The sequence below is a fragment of the Vibrio sp. M250220 genome (assembly GCF_036533795.1).
Taxonomy (GTDB): domain Bacteria; phylum Pseudomonadota; class Gammaproteobacteria; order Enterobacterales; family Vibrionaceae; genus Vibrio.
The window spans coordinates 1-16,449 of the sequence record NZ_JATABI010000064.1; the positions used below are offsets into that span (position 1 = coordinate 1).

At 44.6% G+C, this 16,449-nt stretch carries 20 protein-coding genes and 2 pseudogenes; 10 read left to right on the plus strand and 12 right to left on the minus strand.

Annotation, left to right across the window (positions count from 1 at the left end; genetic code table 11):
• Positions 1 to 332, plus strand: a pseudogene (locus tag QTN94_RS17915) (hypothetical protein); the annotation flags it as partial.
• A gap of 246 nt (positions 333 to 578) precedes the next feature.
• Here the strand turns inward: QTN94_RS17915 and QTN94_RS17920 are convergent.
• Positions 579 to 779, minus strand: coding sequence for a DUF1107 family protein (locus tag QTN94_RS17920; RefSeq protein ID WP_138971602.1), 201 nt, complete (start codon positions 777 to 779; stop codon positions 579 to 581).
• Between the two features lie 205 nt (positions 780 to 984).
• Between QTN94_RS17920 and QTN94_RS17925 the strand changes: the two genes are divergently transcribed.
• The 7 genes from QTN94_RS17925 to QTN94_RS17955 all read left to right on the plus strand — a co-directional run bounded on the left by QTN94_RS17925 (position 985) and on the right by QTN94_RS17955 (position 6,315).
• The gene (locus QTN94_RS17925; protein WP_331428422.1) at positions 985 to 1,536 is read left to right on the plus strand and encodes a YtfJ family protein; all 552 of its coding nucleotides are present in this window, start codon (positions 985 to 987) and stop codon (positions 1,534 to 1,536) included.
• 109 nt (positions 1,537 to 1,645) lie between these two features.
• Complete coding sequence (locus QTN94_RS17930) at positions 1,646 to 1,903, plus strand: DUF2607 family protein (protein WP_171052165.1); 258 nt, start codon at positions 1,646 to 1,648, stop codon at positions 1,901 to 1,903.
• A gap of 78 nt (positions 1,904 to 1,981) precedes the next feature.
• Positions 1,982 to 2,602, plus strand: coding sequence for a zinc uptake protein ZrgA (gene zrgA / locus QTN94_RS17935; RefSeq protein WP_331428423.1), 621 nt, complete (start codon positions 1,982 to 1,984; stop codon positions 2,600 to 2,602).
• 53 nt (positions 2,603 to 2,655) lie between these two features.
• Positions 2,656 to 3,363, plus strand: a complete 708-nt coding sequence (locus QTN94_RS17940; RefSeq protein WP_331428424.1) for an ABC transporter ATP-binding protein — start codon at positions 2,656 to 2,658, stop codon at positions 3,361 to 3,363.
• Complete coding sequence (locus QTN94_RS17945) at positions 3,360 to 4,619, plus strand: ABC transporter permease (RefSeq protein WP_331417689.1); 1,260 nt, start codon at positions 3,360 to 3,362, stop codon at positions 4,617 to 4,619. Before QTN94_RS17940 ends, QTN94_RS17945 begins: the two co-directional genes overlap by 4 nt.
• Before the next feature lie 2 nt (positions 4,620 to 4,621).
• Positions 4,622 to 5,119, plus strand: a complete 498-nt coding sequence (locus QTN94_RS17950) for a DUF3299 domain-containing protein (protein ID WP_331417688.1) — start codon at positions 4,622 to 4,624, stop codon at positions 5,117 to 5,119.
• 299 nt (positions 5,120 to 5,418) lie between these two features.
• Positions 5,419 to 6,315, plus strand: coding sequence for a TIGR03899 family protein (locus QTN94_RS17955; RefSeq protein ID WP_138971609.1), 897 nt, complete (start codon positions 5,419 to 5,421; stop codon positions 6,313 to 6,315).
• Between the two features lie 183 nt (positions 6,316 to 6,498).
• On the opposite strand, the gene pgi is transcribed toward QTN94_RS17955, so the two are convergent.
• Positions 6,499 to 8,151 (minus strand): glucose-6-phosphate isomerase, encoded by a 1,653-nt coding sequence (pgi, locus tag QTN94_RS17960; protein ID WP_138971611.1) that lies wholly within the window; start codon positions 8,149 to 8,151, stop codon positions 6,499 to 6,501.
• Positions 8,152 to 8,446: 295 nt separating this feature from the next.
• On the opposite strand from pgi, the gene QTN94_RS17965 reads away from it, so the two are divergent.
• Positions 8,447 to 8,872: a secondary thiamine-phosphate synthase enzyme YjbQ gene (locus QTN94_RS17965; protein WP_138971612.1), complete on the plus strand. Its 426-nt coding sequence runs from the start codon at positions 8,447 to 8,449 to the stop codon at positions 8,870 to 8,872.
• A 48-nt stretch (positions 8,873 to 8,920) separates the two neighbouring features.
• Here the strand turns inward: QTN94_RS17965 and QTN94_RS17970 are convergent, their stop codons facing one another.
• Genes QTN94_RS17970 through QTN94_RS17980 form a run of 3 tightly spaced genes read right to left on the minus strand, consistent with a single transcriptional unit; the run spans position 8,921 to position 12,603 of the window.
• Complete coding sequence (locus QTN94_RS17970) at positions 8,921 to 10,096, minus strand: BamA/TamA family outer membrane protein (protein ID WP_331428425.1); 1,176 nt, start codon at positions 10,094 to 10,096, stop codon at positions 8,921 to 8,923.
• A 4-nt stretch (positions 10,097 to 10,100) separates the two neighbouring features.
• Entirely contained in the window at positions 10,101 to 11,177 is a 1,077-nt protein-coding gene (gene alr / locus QTN94_RS17975) for an alanine racemase (protein ID WP_269378002.1), read from the minus strand.
• Between the two features lie 13 nt (positions 11,178 to 11,190).
• Positions 11,191 to 12,603 carry a replicative DNA helicase gene (locus tag QTN94_RS17980; protein WP_331417685.1) on the minus strand — a complete coding sequence of 471 codons (1,413 nt, stop codon included), beginning with the start codon at positions 12,601 to 12,603 and terminating at the stop codon, positions 11,191 to 11,193.
• 173 nt (positions 12,604 to 12,776) lie between these two features.
• On the opposite strand from QTN94_RS17980, the gene QTN94_RS17985 reads away from it, so the two are divergent.
• Entirely contained in the window at positions 12,777 to 13,541 is a 765-nt protein-coding gene (locus QTN94_RS17985; protein ID WP_331417684.1) for a DUF481 domain-containing protein, read from the plus strand.
• Positions 13,542 to 13,612: 71 nt separating this feature from the next.
• Here QTN94_RS17985 and rplI read toward each other — a convergent pair whose 3' ends face one another.
• From rplI to tuf, 7 genes and pseudogenes are all read right to left on the minus strand, one after another.
• Positions 13,613 to 14,065: a 50S ribosomal protein L9 gene (gene rplI, locus QTN94_RS17990; RefSeq protein ID WP_331417683.1), complete on the minus strand. Its 453-nt coding sequence runs from the start codon at positions 14,063 to 14,065 to the stop codon at positions 13,613 to 13,615.
• A 30-nt stretch (positions 14,066 to 14,095) separates the two neighbouring features.
• The gene (gene rpsR / locus QTN94_RS17995; protein ID WP_000090472.1) at positions 14,096 to 14,323 is read right to left on the minus strand and encodes a 30S ribosomal protein S18; all 228 of its coding nucleotides are present in this window, start codon (positions 14,321 to 14,323) and stop codon (positions 14,096 to 14,098) included.
• Between the two features lie 16 nt (positions 14,324 to 14,339).
• Positions 14,340 to 14,642 carry a primosomal replication protein N gene (gene priB / locus QTN94_RS18000; RefSeq protein WP_331417682.1) on the minus strand — a complete coding sequence of 101 codons (303 nt, stop codon included), beginning with the start codon at positions 14,640 to 14,642 and terminating at the stop codon, positions 14,340 to 14,342.
• A gap of 8 nt (positions 14,643 to 14,650) precedes the next feature.
• Positions 14,651 to 15,031, minus strand: coding sequence for a 30S ribosomal protein S6 (rpsF, locus tag QTN94_RS18005; RefSeq protein WP_331417681.1), 381 nt, complete (start codon positions 15,029 to 15,031; stop codon positions 14,651 to 14,653).
• Between the two features lie 207 nt (positions 15,032 to 15,238).
• A complete protein-coding gene (gene bfr, locus QTN94_RS18010; protein WP_138971617.1) occupies positions 15,239 to 15,718 on the minus strand; it encodes a bacterioferritin in 480 nt (159 codons plus the stop codon).
• 75 nt (positions 15,719 to 15,793) lie between these two features.
• Complete coding sequence (locus QTN94_RS18015; protein ID WP_269377905.1) at positions 15,794 to 15,982, minus strand: bacterioferritin-associated ferredoxin; 189 nt, start codon at positions 15,980 to 15,982, stop codon at positions 15,794 to 15,796.
• 322 nt (positions 15,983 to 16,304) lie between these two features.
• Positions 16,305 to 16,449: pseudogene (gene tuf / locus QTN94_RS18020) on the minus strand (elongation factor Tu); the annotation flags it as partial.

Here is a 16,449-nt window from a genome sequence, read left to right on the forward strand (position 1 = left end):
AACAAAACCAAGAGGTTTACGTATGGCACGATAAAGTGCTCTATCGTATTCCGTGGCAAGAGTGTGAAATATCCGTCATTGTCGCGAAAACCCATATGGGCTACGGGCGGTTAAAAGATGGCTATGAGTTAATGCTCTGGCTTAACCCTCAACACGCGGTCAATGCCGACTTAACTGGTCAACGCCATCAATATCTCAGTTTGCTGCACAACATGGGCAGTCACGCCCCTATGTATGGCTATTGGGAGTATGTTCGTCGTTATATGGCTGATGAACAACCTCTGTGGTACAAGATCAGTACAGAGCCTCGAATAGGGGTACCTATCACTTAACGTGTTTGGAACGAACAGGGTAGCGCCAGTTTTACTTATACGAACGGTCCTTGATTTGGGCCGTTTCTTTCGTTCTGGTTCAGGGTACAGTGCTGAGCCGTCATAAAGATACCCTCAAACATGAAATGCTTGAGGGTATTTTCAACCAACCACAGGATCGTTCAACTGTTCATTTGCTTAGCTGATAGGAGTTAGCCACAAGGGCGACTTTTTAATATCTTGAAATCAGTAACTTACCTGTGCGTACTACACAGATAGTGCCGCAATGGCCTGATTAATCTCTTTGTAGGTCATAAGTTTTCGAGAGTCTTTCACGTCTGGTAATAAAACTTTGCCATTATCAAATTTAAATTTCCCCACACCTGAGATTACAAATTGCCCTTTAAACAAAGTTTTAACAAATCGTGCAACTTGATGTGGACGATAGGTAGTAAATTCACGCAACATAGCACCCCCTATTCCTACTAAACACAAGAGAAACCTTGATTTTGCCCCATTCCTTAGAACTTGTGTGGATTATACCTAATTTGGCATTATTAGACAGCATTTTGTTAACAAAATAATTACATTTCATCACACTTCAGCACAATTCTCTACCCAAGCAAAATTTTCGGTATATACTTTTTCTCGCACAATCAAAAGGAATAACATAATGAAAAATAAAACCCTTCTTACTCTAGCAATTGCATGCTCTCCAGCCTTGGCTTTTGCACACAACATCGCCTTGGGTCAAGCCGTCCCAACGGTTGAGGTGAAAAGCTACGGCGAAATCATTCTTCAAGGGGATGATACTGCGTTTCAGACATGGTCAACGCAGGATATGACCGGTAAAGTTCGTGTCATCCAAGCGATTGCTGGGCGTAGCAGTTCAAAAGAACTCAATGCGCCTTTAATGGCAGCGATCACAGCAGCGAAGTTCCCTCAGCAAAACTACCAAACGACATCTATCATCAACCAAGATGATGCTATCTGGGGAACAGGATCGTTCGTTAAATCATCAGCGGAAGACAGCAAAAAAGAATTTCCATGGTCATCAATGGTTCTAGACGAAGAGGGAGCCGTTGCAAGTCATTGGGATTTAGCTAAAGAGTCATCGGCGATCATTGTTCAAGACAAACAAGGCAAAGTGCTATTTGTAAAAGAAGGCGCGCTCAATGAATCTGAGATTGAGCAAGTCTTGAAGCTAGTCAAAGAAAACATCTAGCAATTGAGCAGTTAGGTTTCACCTTTTGAATGGAGTTGTTATAGTATAACAATTCCATTTTTTGTTTGTTCTCGCCGTGTTGATATCTCGCCCAGTTTCAGTTCGTTCAATGGCGGTTGCTCTGTTAGCAGCTGCGCTGTTGCTATGGCTCAACTTTGCCTATATCGAGCACCAGTACGAACTTTCGTCAACTCACCATAGTGAACATCACTGCCAACTTTTTGCCAGTGGATTACATGGAGCGAGTCCGGCACCTCTCAATCTCCTTGCTGCCCCACTAAACTTGCGACCAGACGTTACCCTAACGACTCGTGTCCAGGAAGTGGTGTTTTATGCCTATCAACCGCGCTCTCCGCCTCTTTCTTGATTATATTTAAAACAACTACTTAAACATTATTCCCTTTATTGGTCACAGTTACTTTATTAAATATTTTCAGGAATCAAAATGAACAAGATTACTCCTCTTGCGTTGGGTGTTGCCCTGGCTACTAGCTCTCTGGCATATGCAGAAGAAGGTTTCCGCCAGCACGGTGCCCATGTCCATGGTCAGGTTGAATTCAATATTGCTCAAGATGGCAATGAGCTACTTGTAGAGATAACAGCCCCTGGTGCAGATGTGGTTGGTTTTGAACACGCACCTACAAATGACGCAGAAAAGCAGCAGCTAAAAGACGCTGTAGCCAAACTGAGCCATGCTGATCATGTCTTCACCCTAACCTCTGAAGCTGGTTGTAAAGTCGAGCACCAATCTGTTACTCACACTTTAGGCGACAGCGAACACGACCAACATGATCATGAAGAACATCATGACCACGATAAACACAACCATGACAAGCACGATCATGATGAGCATCATGACCACGACAATCACGATCATGAATCAGGCCATGGTGAGTTCACCGTTGAGTATCATTACCAGTGCGACAATGTTTCTGCTATCAGCAACATCGAAACATCTTGGTTCTCTCAGTTCCCTAGCACTGAATCAATCAAAGTGAACCTGTTAACTGACAGCAAACAAGCTGCAATGGAGCTTAAACCGGGTCAGAAAACTATTTCATTCTAATGCTAAAGTGGCCTAGCTCTGTTGGGCCACTTACCTCTTGATTGGAAACCAGAATGGATAACCTTAGTCATCAGCCTGTCGTCGAACTCAATCAAGTCGAGTTCATCTGGCCAGGCAACCGAGCCGCGACAATAAGTATTCCCTTACTAACGATTAAGCGTGGCGAACACCTTTTTATTAAAGGCCCTAGTGGCTGTGGAAAGTCGACCCTATTGGGGCTACTGACTGGCATCAACTGTGCTACCTCTGGTCAGATCCGCGTGTTGGGAAAAGACCTTTCAGCGCTATCAGGTAGCCAACGCGATAAGTTTCGTGCTGACAATATTGGCTATATTTTTCAACAATTTAATCTATTGCCATACTTAAGCGTGATTGAAAACGTCATGCTGCCATGTCAGTTTTCTTCCTCACGTCGCCAGCAAGTTGAAGGTGACATCATCTTGCACGCCCAAGCGTTGTTGAAAAAACTTCGCTTACCAGAGAGCCTACAGAACAAACCCGTGGTCGAACTCAGCATCGGTCAGCAGCAACGCGTAGCCGCAGCAAGAGCCTTAATCGGTAAACCGGAAGTGATTATTGCCGATGAACCGACCTCTTCACTTGATTACAACAATCGCACTGCTTTTATCGAACTGCTTTTAGAGCAAGTCAATCAAGCGGGTTCTACCCTTCTGTTTGTCAGCCATGATCCGACACTGGAGCCCCTGTTCGACAGAACCATCGATCTTGAACAAATTAATCAGGCAGGAGGGAAGTCATGACACCAACCGTTAGCCTTGCGTGGAAAAGTGTTCGAAACCGCAAAGTCACTGCGATACTGTCTATCCTGACCGTAGCAATTTCGGTCATTCTCTTACTCGGTGTTGAACGTATTCGAACAGAAGCCAAAAGCAGTTTCGCCAACACGATTTCAGGAACAGATTTGATTGTTGGAGGCCGTTCCGGACAGGTCAATCTATTGCTTTATTCTGTTTTTCGCATAGGCAATGCCACTAATAATATTGATTGGAAGAGTTTTCAGGAGTTTAGCCAGCACCGCTCGGTCGCATGGACAATCCCAATCTCACTTGGCGATTCTCATAAAGGATTCCGAGTATTAGGTACCAATCATGACTATTTCTCTTACTACCAATATGGAAAGAAACAGAACCTCTCGTTTCAATACGGACAAGAGTTTAATGGATTATTTGAAGCCGTTATTGGGTCAGAGGTCGCTCGTTCCCTCAACTACACAATAGGCAGTGAAATGGTCATCGCACACGGGATCAGCGATGTGGCATTCAGCCGCCACGATAAATTACCATTTAAAGTTGTAGGCATCTTGGCGCCAACAGGAACGCCCGTAGACAAAACCATTCATGTTTCTCTACAAGCCATTGAAGCCATTCACGTTGGCTGGGAAAGCGGTGCTAATTTAGGCAACAATCCGACCGCTGAACAGTTAAACGCTATGGATTTCCAACCCAAACAGATCACCGCAATGCTGATCGGTCTGAAATCAAAAATTCAAACTTTCGCTCTTCAGAGGCAAATTAACACCTACGGCAAAGAACCATTAAGTGCCATCCTACCTGGAGTCGCATTACATGAACTTTGGGGTATGATGTCCGTAGCGGAGCAGGCATTGATGGCCGTTTCCGTGTTCGTCGTTATAGCAGGACTACTGGGTATGCTTTCAAGCTTACTCACCAGCTTGCAAGAAAGACGACGTGAAATGGCAATCTTAAGAGCGATGGGCGCTCGACCTAGACATGTGTTTAGTCTGTTAATTCTTGAGGCCAGTGTCCTGACATTCATCGGCTTAGTCATCGGAATCATCGGGCTCTATGCGGCACTTGCTTTCGCTGCGCCTCTCGTTCAGCAACACTATGGCATCAATCTACAGATATTAGCCCTCTCATCACATGAACTGACGCTGCTGGGAGCGGTACAACTTGCGGGAACCCTAGTCGGATTTATTCCCGCACTAAGAGCTTATAAACAATCGCTTAGCGATGGTATGACGATTAGAGTGTAACAATGAAGAAGATAACGATTTTATTTCTAACGCTGATCACCGTGGCGTTATCAAGCATAACTGCTCATGCAGAAGATACTCTGACTCTCGATTGGATTGACCTGATTCCGGAGAGTGAGCGCAACCAGTTTGACGCATATGGCATGCCCGCCATCGACCACGACGGTGATGTAATGAAACAGTCAAAGGTTGGCACGGTTCGACAAGAGCTAAACGGCAGTATGGTTAAAATCCCGGGCTTTGTCATTCCACTGGAAGGGGATGAAAACATGGTGACGGAGTTTCTACTCGTCCCGTACTTCGGGGCATGTATTCACGTACCACCACCACCACCAAATCAAATCATCTATGTGAAATTCCCTAAAGGCGCGCCCGTTCAACAACTGTGGGATGTTATCTACGTGATTGGGACACTAAAAACAGAAACCATTAGCCATGAGTTGGCAGAAACAGGATATGTCATACAAGGCACCGAGATCGCCGAGTACGATGATATGTAAGTGTTAAAAAATTCGCAGCCTGTTAATTGCCTTTAATTAGGCCAAATAGCTAGACAAATAACCTAGCACCGCTAGGTAAACTAGTAATAAAAGGGCAATTGACAGATGCTTCTTCAGTTTATCTTCATTGAAATACTTCATAAGCTCCCCAAAACTAACGATAACAATTTTAACAACTTGTTATCATTTATGGTAGCGATATTTTTATAAAGTGGCTCACAGTCTTTTTCTGGCGAGCAAAGCCGTTCCGAGGTACATTTAATACTTAACTTTAAGCATATGATGGCTAAGGAAATAGCATGTCTGAGAGCAATAAGCCCGTTGTCATAGAGCATCAAGCTGAGCACACTCAACGCCAAGAAAAGAAATCCAGCTATATCAAAGACAGCGCGAGCCGTGTGCTCAATATCGCCCAGCTTTATGGCTTAGATGCGTTACTTCAGGCTGAGACTCCAGAAAAAAGCACGCTGGAGCGAGCCTTGATTCGCGAAAGGAAACGCAAAGAACTTAGACAGAAAAACCTAGAGCAGATCCTGAAACTGGCACATATCTCATGTAAAGATGAAACAGCCGGAGATCCCGACCAAGACTGGCTCTACCGCTTCTTCGATATGGCACAAGAAGTTCACAACCACTCTATGCAACGCTTATGGGCTCAAGTACTCAAACGCGAGGTCACGAATCCGGGCTCAACCTCGATGAAAGCGCTGAAAGTACTCCAAGACATGACGCCAAAAGAAGCACAGATTCTACAGCGATCCGCTTCATTGGCCTGTAGTTTTGGCGGGGATAACAGCCGAAAGTTATTGGTCGGCTACCGTGCCCAAGGGGGAGTATTCAGTTTTGGTAAACGCAATACCACCAGCAATATTAACGTTGGCAATTACCAACTCCCATACTCCAGTCTGTTGGTGCTGTTTGAACTAGGGCTCATGCATGGTACCGAATTGGAATCAGGGGAAATTGAACTCGAATCACCTCTTCCACTCAACTACCAAGGCAAACAACTCTCTTTACAGGCTCATAGCAAAGGGGTTCGACTACTCTATTACCGTTTTACGCCTACTGGAAACGAACTCTGTAAGCTACTCGGAAACAAGCCTAACATGCAGTACTACGATCAGGTCGTCGCGTTACTGAGTCAGAAATTTACGGCCAGCACAGAGATACAGCCGACAGTGGATACAACGGTATAGTGAAAAGCGAAAAGTGAAAAGGGTTGACACACAGTGTCAACCCTTTTTCTTTAAATTCAGACAGTTAAGCTTAAACATTAGCCAACACCGCCTGCAACTTTCGACTCGCTCACCACAAGAACTTATTAAAGGACGAAGCCCGTTCTAAAATCTCGTACGATCTCGAAGCGAAGCGTTCTCGCTCTACGCTTTGTAAGCCTTAAACGCATTGATTAGACCGTTAGTCGAGCTATCGTGCGACGTGATTTCAGAATCATCTGCAAGCTCAGGCAGGATTTGGTTCGCGAGTTGTTTACCTAGCTCAACACCCCACTGATCGAAACTAAAGATGTTCCAGATAACGCCTTGTACGAAGATTTTATGTTCGTACATCGCAATCAGGTTACCTAGGGTACGTGGTGTGATTTTCTTAACTAGGATTGAGTTCGTTGGGCGATTACCTTCAAACACTTTAAATGGTGCTAGCGTAGCCGCTTCCTCTTCACTCTTACCTGCTTTTGCAAATTCAGCTTTTACCGTCTCTTCAGATTTACCGAACGCTAACGCTTCTGTTTGTGCGAAGAAGTTAGACATCAGTTTCTGATGGTGATCACCAGCAGGGTTGTGGCTGATTGCTGGAGCGATAAAATCACAAGGAATTAGCTTAGTCCCTTGGTGAATCAACTGATAGAACGCGTGTTGACCGTTAGTACCTGGTTCACCCCAAATGATTGGGCCTGTTTGGTAAGTCACTGCATTACCATCACGATCAACGTATTTACCGTTAGATTCCATGTTACCTTGCTGGAAGTAAGCAGCAAAACGGTGCATGTATTGGTCATATGGAAGAATCGCTTCAGACTCTGCTCCGTGGAAGTTGTTGTACCACAGGCCAATCAGCGCAAGAATCACAGGAATATTGCTTTCAAGTTCCATTGACGAGAAATGGTTGTCCATCTCGTGAGCACCATCAAGTAACTCAACAAAGTTGTCATAGCCCACTGCAAGAGCAATAGACAGACCGATTGCAGACCATAGTGAGTAACGACCGCCAACCCAATCCCAGAATTCGAACATGTTGTCCGTATCGATACCAAACTCAGATACTGCTGTTGCATTCGTAGACAGTGCTGCGAAGTGCTTAGCGACATGAGCTTGATCGCCCGCAGACTCAAGGAACCAATCACGGGCTGAGTGCGCGTTAGTCATTGTTTCTTGAGTAGTAAATGTCTTAGACGCAATCAAAAATAGAGTGGTTTCAGGGTTAACCTTCTTCAATGTTTCAACGATGTGTGTGCCATCAACGTTAGAAACAAAGTGTAGATTTAGGTGGTTTTTGTATGGTGCGAGTGCTTCTGTCACCATGTAAGGACCTAGGTCAGAGCCACCGATACCGATATTAACGATATCTGTAATGGATTTACCTGTGTAACCTTTCCACTCACCACCAATAACACGCTCAGTGAAAGACTTCATTTTTTCAAGCACTGCGTTCACCGCTGGCATTACGTCTTCACCGTCGACCATAACTGGTTTGTTGCTACGGTTACGTAGAGCCGTGTGCAGCACTGCGCGATCTTCTGTTTTGTTGATCGCTTCACCACTGAACATCGCTTCGATCGCTGCTTTCAACTCAGTTTCGTTTGCTAAAGCAAATAGGTGCTTCAATGTTTCTTCGTTGATTAAGTTTTTAGAGTAATCAACGAGAATATCGCTGCCAAAACGAGCAGAGAAGTTTTCAAAACGAGCTGGGTCTTGAGCAAATAATGCTTTTAGATCCATATCTTGTGCAGATTCGAAGTGCGCTGTTAGCGCGTTCCAAGCTTGTGTTTGCGTTGGATTGATATTTTTCAACATGGTTACTATCCCGATGTTACAGTAGGTTTTATTCCATACAGCCTAGCGAAAACTGGTGGAATCCCCGATTTAGCAAATAATAATATTAGGTATGTTAGGGCAAATTGCCACAAAACAAGACTTTGTAATTTTTTTTCAGGTGCCAATTATGACGCAGGGCTTTCTCACTCACATTGAGTTAGGTCACGTTCCCTGCTTGAACTTTAAACAAACACCTTCATTGCAAGTAAGATTCTACCACTAACCTTGATTAAGCTTAACACTAGAGCAACATCAATCTGCAACAGGCCTGCTTATGTGGACACAAAAAACAATTCAAATCTCAGCGAAGAAGAGAGGATTTCATCTAATAACCGATGAAATTGAACAACAAATACCACAACTTAAACACTATTCCGTCGGATTATTACAGTTATTTATCCAGCATACTTCCGCTAGTTTAACCATCAATGAAAACGCCGATCCAACCGTAAGACACGATATGGAGAAACACTTTAATCACTTTGTCCCTGAGCGAGCCCCTTACTACAAACATACTTACGAAGGTGATGATGATATGCCCGCACACATTAAAGCGTCGACACTCGGTTGCAGTGTGATGATTCCAATAACAAATGGGCGGTTAGCGCTAGGAACTTGGCAAGGGATCTATTTAGGCGAGCATCGTGACTATGGTGGCTCAAGAACCATTATTGCCACTATTCAAGGAAATCACGATTGACTTGGGATACTGGAAGACAAGACTCTCTGTGCGAGAGTCTTGTTATAGCTAAAAAGGTTGGTTAATCATCACGCGAAAAGTGCCTTCATCGGCTCCTTGAGCCACTTCTGCTCGTACCACGATACCTTCCACTTGAAAACGGACAGCACCGCCTAAGTTCCACTTCATATCGCTATGTAAGGTCTTGGCATCGTACTCATCTGCCACACGACCAACCTCTGCAAAAACCACCCATTGCCACCAAGGCAGATCGTAATAATTAATCAAAGGAATGCCATCTAAGGGTTGCCAATCAGGCAGCACTCGGTACTCAGCAGAATAGTGCACCGCTGAACGGCCATGATAACGGCCGCTAGTGTAACCTCGCAGACGATACAAGCCACCCAAGCGTATCTGATCTTGCTCTGGTGGTTTGACACGACTCCAGCTTGGTGTATCCGCAGTATAGAAATCAAACGCTAATACTTGCTGTTCAAACCACTCACCGAGCGGGCCTAACGCATAATATTGGCTATTCTGAAACTCCCACTTAGTCCAAATATCTTCGCTCTGCCAGCGGTCAGCACCAGCAGTAATATCCAATGAGGTATGTGAGCCTTTAGTGGGGTTTCTGACGCTATCACAGTTGTCCCAATCAAAACTAAACTTAAAACCACTGGCTTTGTCAGCCTTGTTGTAGATATCCAGCTCTCGTGACGAATAAAACGGAGTCAGCACCACCGAGCTCACTCCAGATTCAATCGGAGATGCAAAGCTCACCTCTCGAATCGGTTGAAACGCACCCATTAAGCCATGCCGCTTCACATTGCCCCATGGCAGCAGGTACTTAAATTCAAACTGGTAGTTTTGTTCGAAACCATTCGTAATGGTTTTTTGCCCTGTTTGTGAGTCATTACTTCCCTGCTCACCCAAGTAGTATGGGTTATCATTGAATTGAGCCTGATACATTTGAGTGCTAAAAAGAAGTTGATCCGCTAACGCGTAATTGAACGCAGACACAAAGCCAACATAGCTCTCTTTCTCTGAATAGAGCGCCATGCCAAACAAGGCGGCCTGAGGCTGACCAACACCTTTAGCGACACCTGCAACACCAAAGGTATGGCCGAGAGTTTCAGTGCTAAAGTAAAAAGGCAGGAAGGCGGAATCTTTTTCTGCACTCATTGAGTAGGCAGAAACAAAAAGACTGGCAGTCAATGCCAGTCTTAGCAATAATTTGTACGACATTAGACTACTTCGAAAATTCCATATCAACTCGTGATGTGAGTTTGGTCACCAGTTCATAGGCGATGGTACCGATATGACTTGCCACTTCTTCAGCAGGAAGATCTCGTCCCCACAATATAGCTTCATCGCCAACGAGATCGTGGGCATTTGGACCTAAATCAACCGTCAGCATGTCCATTGAAACACGACCAGAAATAGGCACTTTTCGCCCATTAACCAAGACGGGTGTGCCATTCGGTGCGGTTCTTGGATAACCATCCCCATAGCCAATAGCAATAACACCCACTTTGGTATCTCGCTCACTGGTCCATACACCACCATAACCGACACTTTCACCCGCTTTAACATCTCGCACAGCAATTAAGTGTGATTTAAGAGTCATTACAGGTTGGTACCCCAGCTCTTGAGCGGTTTTGTCATTAAATGGAGAGACCCCATACATGATAATTCCAGGGCGAACCCAATCGAGTTGGCTATCTGGCCAAGCTAGTAAACCCGCTGATGCCGCGAGTGAACGCTCACCTTCACATCCTTCAGTCAGAGCCATGAACAATTCTGTTTGCTCATTGGTTGTTGAACGGTCAAGCTCATCAGCACAGCCAAAATGGCTCATATAACGGAGCGGTTTTGCGACGTTGTTGCACGCTTTAAGGCGAGTAACAAATTCATCATACTGCTCAGGACGCACGCCCAAACGGTGCATCCCACTATCAATTTTCAGCCAAACAACAACCGGGGTTTCAAGCTCTGCCTGCTCTAAAGCGATTAACTGCTCTTCACAATGCACAACCGTTTGAATGTTATTCGTGACTAATACCGGCAAATCACCAGATGAGTAAAAACCTTCAAGCAACAAGATGGGCTTTACTACACCACACGCACGTAATTGAAGCGCCTCTTCAATTCGCGCAACGCCAAAGGCATCTGCACCCTGTGCATTTTTCGCTATGTGGCGCAGCCCATGACCATAGCTGTTCGCTTTTACCACCGCCATGATCTTACTGTTGGGAGCCTGCAGCTTAATCTGCTGTAGGTTATGTTGAAGTGCGTCTAAATCAATATAGGCTGTCGCTGCTTTCATGTAGCTCATAGCGTTACTCATCATCCATATCAAATGCAGGGCCAGCGTAGTTGTCGAAGCGAGACCATTGACCTTGGAAGGTGAGTCTCACCGAGCCGATTGGGCCGTTACGTTGCTTACCGAGGATGATTTCCGCTGTTCCCTTCATTGAACTGTCCGGATTGTAGACTTCATCACGGTAGATAAACATGATTAAGTCGGCATCCTGCTCGATAGAGCCTGATTCACGCAGATCCGAGTTTACAGGGCGTTTATCAGCACGTTGCTCTAGAGAACGGTTAAGCTGTGATAGCGCAACAACGGGAACGTTAAGTTCCTTAGCAAGCGCTTTAAGTGAGCGAGAAATCTCAGCGATTTCCAACGTACGGTTATCAGACAATGCAGGGACTCGCATCAACTGCAAGTAGTCGACCATGATCATAGAAAGACCACCATGATCACGAGCGATACGACGTGCACGAGAGCGCACTTCCGTTGGTGTTAGACCCGAGCTGTCATCGATGTACATATTCTTTTTCTGCATCAGAATACCCATCGTCGATGAAATACGCGCCCAATCCTCATCGTCTAGCTGACCAGTACGAATTTTTGTCTGGTCAACTCGCGATAACGACGCCAGCATACGCATCATAATCTGCTCAGCGGGCATCTCCAGTGAGAAGATAAGTACGGGCTTCTCTTGGGACATTGCAGCGTTTTCACATAAGTTCATTGCGAACGTGGTTTTACCCATCGATGGACGCGCCGCGACAATCACCAAGTCAGAACCTTGAAGACCAGCGGTTTTCTTATTGAGGTCAGTAAAACCCGTATCAACACCCGTGACGCCATCTTGCGGAGATTTGTACAGCAGCTCAATTCGTTCTAACGTTTTCTCGAGGATACTATCAACATTCTGTGGCCCTTCGTTCTCATTGGTGCGAGCCTCGGCAATCGCGAACACTTTACTTTCAGCAAGATCAAGTAAGTCTTCAGAGCTACGTCCTTGAGGATCATAGCCAGCATCCGCAATTTCGTTTGCAACCCCAATCAGATCACGCACCAAAGCGCGCTCAGCGACGATATCGGCATAAGCATTGATGTTTGCCGCACTTGGCGTATTTCTTACCAGATCAGCAAGGTAAGCAAAGCCTCCAACATCTTCAAGCTGTTCACGAAGCTCCAAGAACTCAGATAAAGTAATCAGATCGAGTGGCTTATTATCTTCTAGCGTGGCTTTTACTGCTTCAAAGATCAATCGGTGTGGACGACTATAGAAATCCTTGGCGACAACACGTTCAGCAACGGTATCCCAACGTTCGTTATCCAGAAGAAGGCCACCAATGACAGACTGTTCAGCCTCCAATGAATGTGGAGGGACTTTTATCGCATCAACTTGTGCGTCGCTAAACTTTTTATTTCGATTATCTACTTTCGCTTCAGCCATGGGTCTGCTCAACAACTTGCTATAGACCGCTAATTATAACGAGAATGAAGCCTTTGTCTGTAGCCTTGGGTGAGTTTGTCGGGTTCTAATGTAGAATTAACTTATTGCTGACCGTAAACAGAGCAATTGAAACTACTATTGTGCCATTCTTTTCATCAATATCGAGGTAGTTCGTGTCTAAAATTTGGCTAATGAGTGCAAGTTTAATGAGCTCAATGTTTGTCTATGCCGATGACAATGGACTAAGTAAAACGGATATTGATCTTCCTTCACCATGGAATAGTGAGGTGGAATTTGGTTATCAGGCACACACTGGTAATTCTGACTCGCGCTCGCTTAATTCTCGACTCAGTGCAGAATACGTTGAAGGACGCCACCGGACTAACGGGGAATGGAAATATTACCTACTGTATAAAAATGGTGAGGAAGATAAGCGCCAGTCTAGCTATACCGCTCAAAGTGACTATAAGTTAGGCCCCAAAACCTATCTCTATGGCAGCTTTAAAGGCGTCGACTCTAGGTATAGTGCGTATTTCAAGGATTACACCCTTTCTGGTGGTCTAGGTTATCAGTTCTCTAATACTGACACCTTCTTGCTAGAGCTCGAGTTCGGTCCAGGTTTTCGCTATCAAGAACCCAATCTTGACGAAATTGATGATGATGACATCATTTTTCCTGAGACCGTCCGTGAAGGCATTTTTCGCGGTAACATCAATACCAAATGGCAAGCGCTCGACAATTTAGCGGTCTCAGCAGATATCACCACTGTTGCTGGTCACAGCAATATCCGCACAGATACAGATATTAGCGTGACAAACAACATCACTGAGGATATCGCGTTGAAGCTTTCCCACTCTCGTCAATATCACGATAAAGTTCCCGAAGGCTTAGAAAAGGCGGACAGTATTTTCTCCGTCAACTTACTGTTCATTTTCTAAACAGCCGGATTTATTTAGATATAAAAAAAGCACCTCTAAGAGGTGCTTTTAAAATACGTCTTGATACTGAATTATTCAGCAGCAACAACTTGTAGAGTAACTGTAGCGAAAACTTCAGAGTGAAGTTGAACGCTGATCTCGAACTCACCGATGTTACGTAGTGCGCCTTCAGGAAGACGAACTTCGCTCTTAGCAACTTCAACGCCAGCTGCAGTGATTGCATCAGCGATGTCGCGAGTACCGATAGAACCGAACAGTTTACCTTCGTCACCAGCTTTAGAAGCAATAACAACTGCTTCTAGTGCTTCAACTTTCTCAGCACGAGCTTGAGCAGTTGTTAGTTGCTCAGCAACTTTAGCTTCTAGTTCAGCGCGACGAGATTCGAACATTTCAACGTTGCCTTTAGTAGCCATAACTGCTTTACCCTGAGGGATAAGGAAGTTACGAGCGTAACCAGATTTAACGTTTACAGTGTCACCAAGACCACCTAGGTTACCGATTTTATCAAGTAGAATAACTTGCATTGTTTAATTCCTCTTTATAAAACGAACCGATTACTGATGCTTGTCAGTGTACGGAAGTAGAGCTAGGTAGCGTGAACGCTTGATAGCGCGAGCTAGTTGACGTTGGTATTTAGCACTTGTACCAGTGATACGGCTAGGTACGATTTTACCAGCTTCAGTGATGTAGTTTTTAAGAGTTGCTACGTCTTTGTAATCAATCTCTTGTACGCCTTCTGCAGTGAAACGGCAGAATTTACGACGACGGAAGAAACGAGCCATGGGCTATCTCCTGATCTTAAATTTGAGTAATGTTGTCGGCATGAAGCACTAATTTACCAATGCCATTTCGGCTGGTTTGGTAAGCGACAAAACCACTTACCTTAATGCTACTGCCTTGTACTAAATTCTGAGTGTCTGCTTGTGACCTTTGCCCGCTGACTACTACCGGCATACGACAATAAACTTGTCTCGGTAAGTCAGCTTCGATAACGGTAGAGCGATGCTCTAACCAAAATCGACAGTGTTCAATACCACTAGGGCTTTTAGAACGAATGGGCGGTTTGGCAATGGTGCCAGATAGATCCATTCGATTGGTCATAAGTTGAATTACTCAGCAGCTGCTTCTGGCTTGAATTCAGCACGCTCTTCGCGACGAGGAGCACGCTCTTCTTTCTGCTTAAGCATGATAGATTGCTCAGTGATCGCTGATTTAGTACGCATGATCATGTTACGTAGAACTGCATCGTTGAAACGGAAAGCAGTTTCTAGCTCATCGATTACAGCTTGGTCAGCTTCAACGTTCATTAGAACGTAGTGAGCTTTGTGAAGCTTGTTGATTGGGTAAGCCAGTTGACGACGGCCCCAGTCTTCTAGACGGTGGATAGTACCGCCAGCTTCAGTGATTGAACCAGTGTAACGCTCGATCATGCCAGCAACTTGCTCGCTTTGATCTGGGTGCACCATGAATACGATTTCGTAATGACGCATGGGTTGCTCCTTACGGATTATTCAGCTTCCACAAATGGCCCGGTCGTCCAGAGGAAGCAAGGAACTAAAGATAATTGACCGAGTTTAAGGAGCACGAATAGTACAGAAAGAAAGCAGTTTAAGCAAGAGAAATGTGATAGGGATCGGCAACGAAATTCACCACACCTCAGGTGTGATATTTCGCTACCGAAAAGGTCGAGTTAGAGTCTAGTCATCCTCATCAACATATTGAGCTTGCAGGTAATTCTGAATACCCGACATATCAATTAGACCTAATTGAGTTTCCAGCCAATCGACATGTTCTTCTTCATCTTCAAGAATATCTTGGAATAGATCCCTAGAAACATAGTCATGGACATCTTCTGCGTAGGCGATAGCGTTTTTAAGATCTGGAATCGCGGCCATCTCAAGTTTGAGGTCGCATTCAAGCATTTCCTTAGTATCTTCACCGATCATAAGCTTGCCTAAATCCTGAAGGTTAGGCAGACCTTCTAAAAATAGAATGCGCTCTATAAGATGATCTGCATGTTTCATTTCATCGATAGATTCGTGGTATTCCTTTTCCGCGAGATGTTTGAGTCCCCAGTCTTTATACATACGAGCGTGGAGAAAATACTGATTGATCGCTATGAGCTCGTTACCGAGAACTTTGTTGAGATGCTGGATAATGATTGGATCGCCTTTCATGACATAAGCCCTCCTCTTTGGCTCTTTTAAATGTAGAACCAAATGGCAAACTGTCAAAAAAGACTCAGCGATAGCTTAGCTGGCTTGTTTGAGTTGTAGGTATTCTGTTTCTGCTAGGATTTCTTTGGCTGGTTTGATGCACTTACCACATTGCGAACCCAGCGCCGTACATTTTTTTATCCCCTTGATATCAGTGATCCCTTCATCAATGGCTAACTGTCTAATTTTCTTGTCCGAAACACCATGACAAAGACAAACATACATATCTTAACTTTCCAGTACCGTTAACAGAAGATAAATATAAACAAGAATTGTTATCGTTACTAGTTGTATTGGCACAATAATAAGATCATTTCGTTATAACGCTGGTACCACTCAAGCAACAATTCAAAGCGTTACAGATGAGCCACAAAGCCAAACATCAAACGTAAAATTTTTCCTGAATTCTATTAATAGTTTAGAAACAGAGCCGAGAGATATTGGCTTATAACCAAAACAGAAAAAGGGAAGCCTAAGCTTCCCTTTTTCAGATGTGCGTTCTTCAAAAATGAAGAAGTGTGCAAATCTTCAGATAATTCTATAAGAATTAAGCGAAGATCTTAGCAACAACACCAGCACCAACTGTACGGCCACCTTCGCGGATCGCGAAACGTAGACCTTCGTCCATCGCGATTGGAGCGATTAGCTCTACAGTCATCTTGATGTTATCGCCTGGCATTACCATTTCTACG

Excerpts from the sequence above, each read along its gene's own strand:
- QTN94_RS17920 (WP_138971602.1), bottom strand. The coding sequence starts at position 779 with ATGTTGCGTGAATTTACTACCTATCGTCCACATCAAGTTGCACGATTT.
- QTN94_RS17925 (WP_331428422.1), top strand. The coding sequence starts at position 985 with ATGAAAAATAAAACCCTTCTTACTCTAGCAATTGCATGCTCTCCAGCC.
- QTN94_RS17930 (WP_171052165.1), top strand. The coding sequence starts at position 1,646 with ATGGCGGTTGCTCTGTTAGCAGCTGCGCTGTTGCTATGGCTCAACTTT.
- zrgA (WP_331428423.1), top strand. The coding sequence starts at position 1,982 with ATGAACAAGATTACTCCTCTTGCGTTGGGTGTTGCCCTGGCTACTAGC.
- QTN94_RS17940 (WP_331428424.1), top strand. The coding sequence starts at position 2,656 with ATGGATAACCTTAGTCATCAGCCTGTCGTCGAACTCAATCAAGTCGAG.
- QTN94_RS17945 (WP_331417689.1), top strand. The coding sequence starts at position 3,360 with ATGACACCAACCGTTAGCCTTGCGTGGAAAAGTGTTCGAAACCGCAAA.
- QTN94_RS17950 (WP_331417688.1), top strand. The coding sequence starts at position 4,622 with ATGAAGAAGATAACGATTTTATTTCTAACGCTGATCACCGTGGCGTTA.
- QTN94_RS17955 (WP_138971609.1), top strand. The coding sequence starts at position 5,419 with ATGTCTGAGAGCAATAAGCCCGTTGTCATAGAGCATCAAGCTGAGCAC.
- pgi (WP_138971611.1), bottom strand. The coding sequence starts at position 8,151 with ATGTTGAAAAATATCAATCCAACGCAAACACAAGCTTGGAACGCGCTA.
- QTN94_RS17965 (WP_138971612.1), top strand. The coding sequence starts at position 8,447 with ATGTGGACACAAAAAACAATTCAAATCTCAGCGAAGAAGAGAGGATTT.
- QTN94_RS17970 (WP_331428425.1), bottom strand. The coding sequence starts at position 10,096 with ATGTCGTACAAATTATTGCTAAGACTGGCATTGACTGCCAGTCTTTTT.
- alr (WP_269378002.1), bottom strand. The coding sequence starts at position 11,177 with ATGAAAGCAGCGACAGCCTATATTGATTTAGACGCACTTCAACATAAC.
- QTN94_RS17980 (WP_331417685.1), bottom strand. The coding sequence starts at position 12,603 with ATGGCTGAAGCGAAAGTAGATAATCGAAATAAAAAGTTTAGCGACGCA.
- rplI (WP_331417683.1), bottom strand. The coding sequence starts at position 14,065 with ATGCAAGTTATTCTACTTGATAAAATCGGTAACCTAGGTGGTCTTGGT.
- rpsR (WP_000090472.1), bottom strand. The coding sequence starts at position 14,323 with ATGGCTCGTTTCTTCCGTCGTCGTAAATTCTGCCGTTTCACTGCAGAA.
- priB (WP_331417682.1), bottom strand. The coding sequence starts at position 14,642 with ATGACCAATCGAATGGATCTATCTGGCACCATTGCCAAACCGCCCATT.
- rpsF (WP_331417681.1), bottom strand. The coding sequence starts at position 15,031 with ATGCGTCATTACGAAATCGTATTCATGGTGCACCCAGATCAAAGCGAG.
- bfr (WP_138971617.1), bottom strand. The coding sequence starts at position 15,718 with ATGAAAGGCGATCCAATCATTATCCAGCATCTCAACAAAGTTCTCGGT.
- QTN94_RS18015 (WP_269377905.1), bottom strand. The coding sequence starts at position 15,982 with ATGTATGTTTGTCTTTGTCATGGTGTTTCGGACAAGAAAATTAGACAG.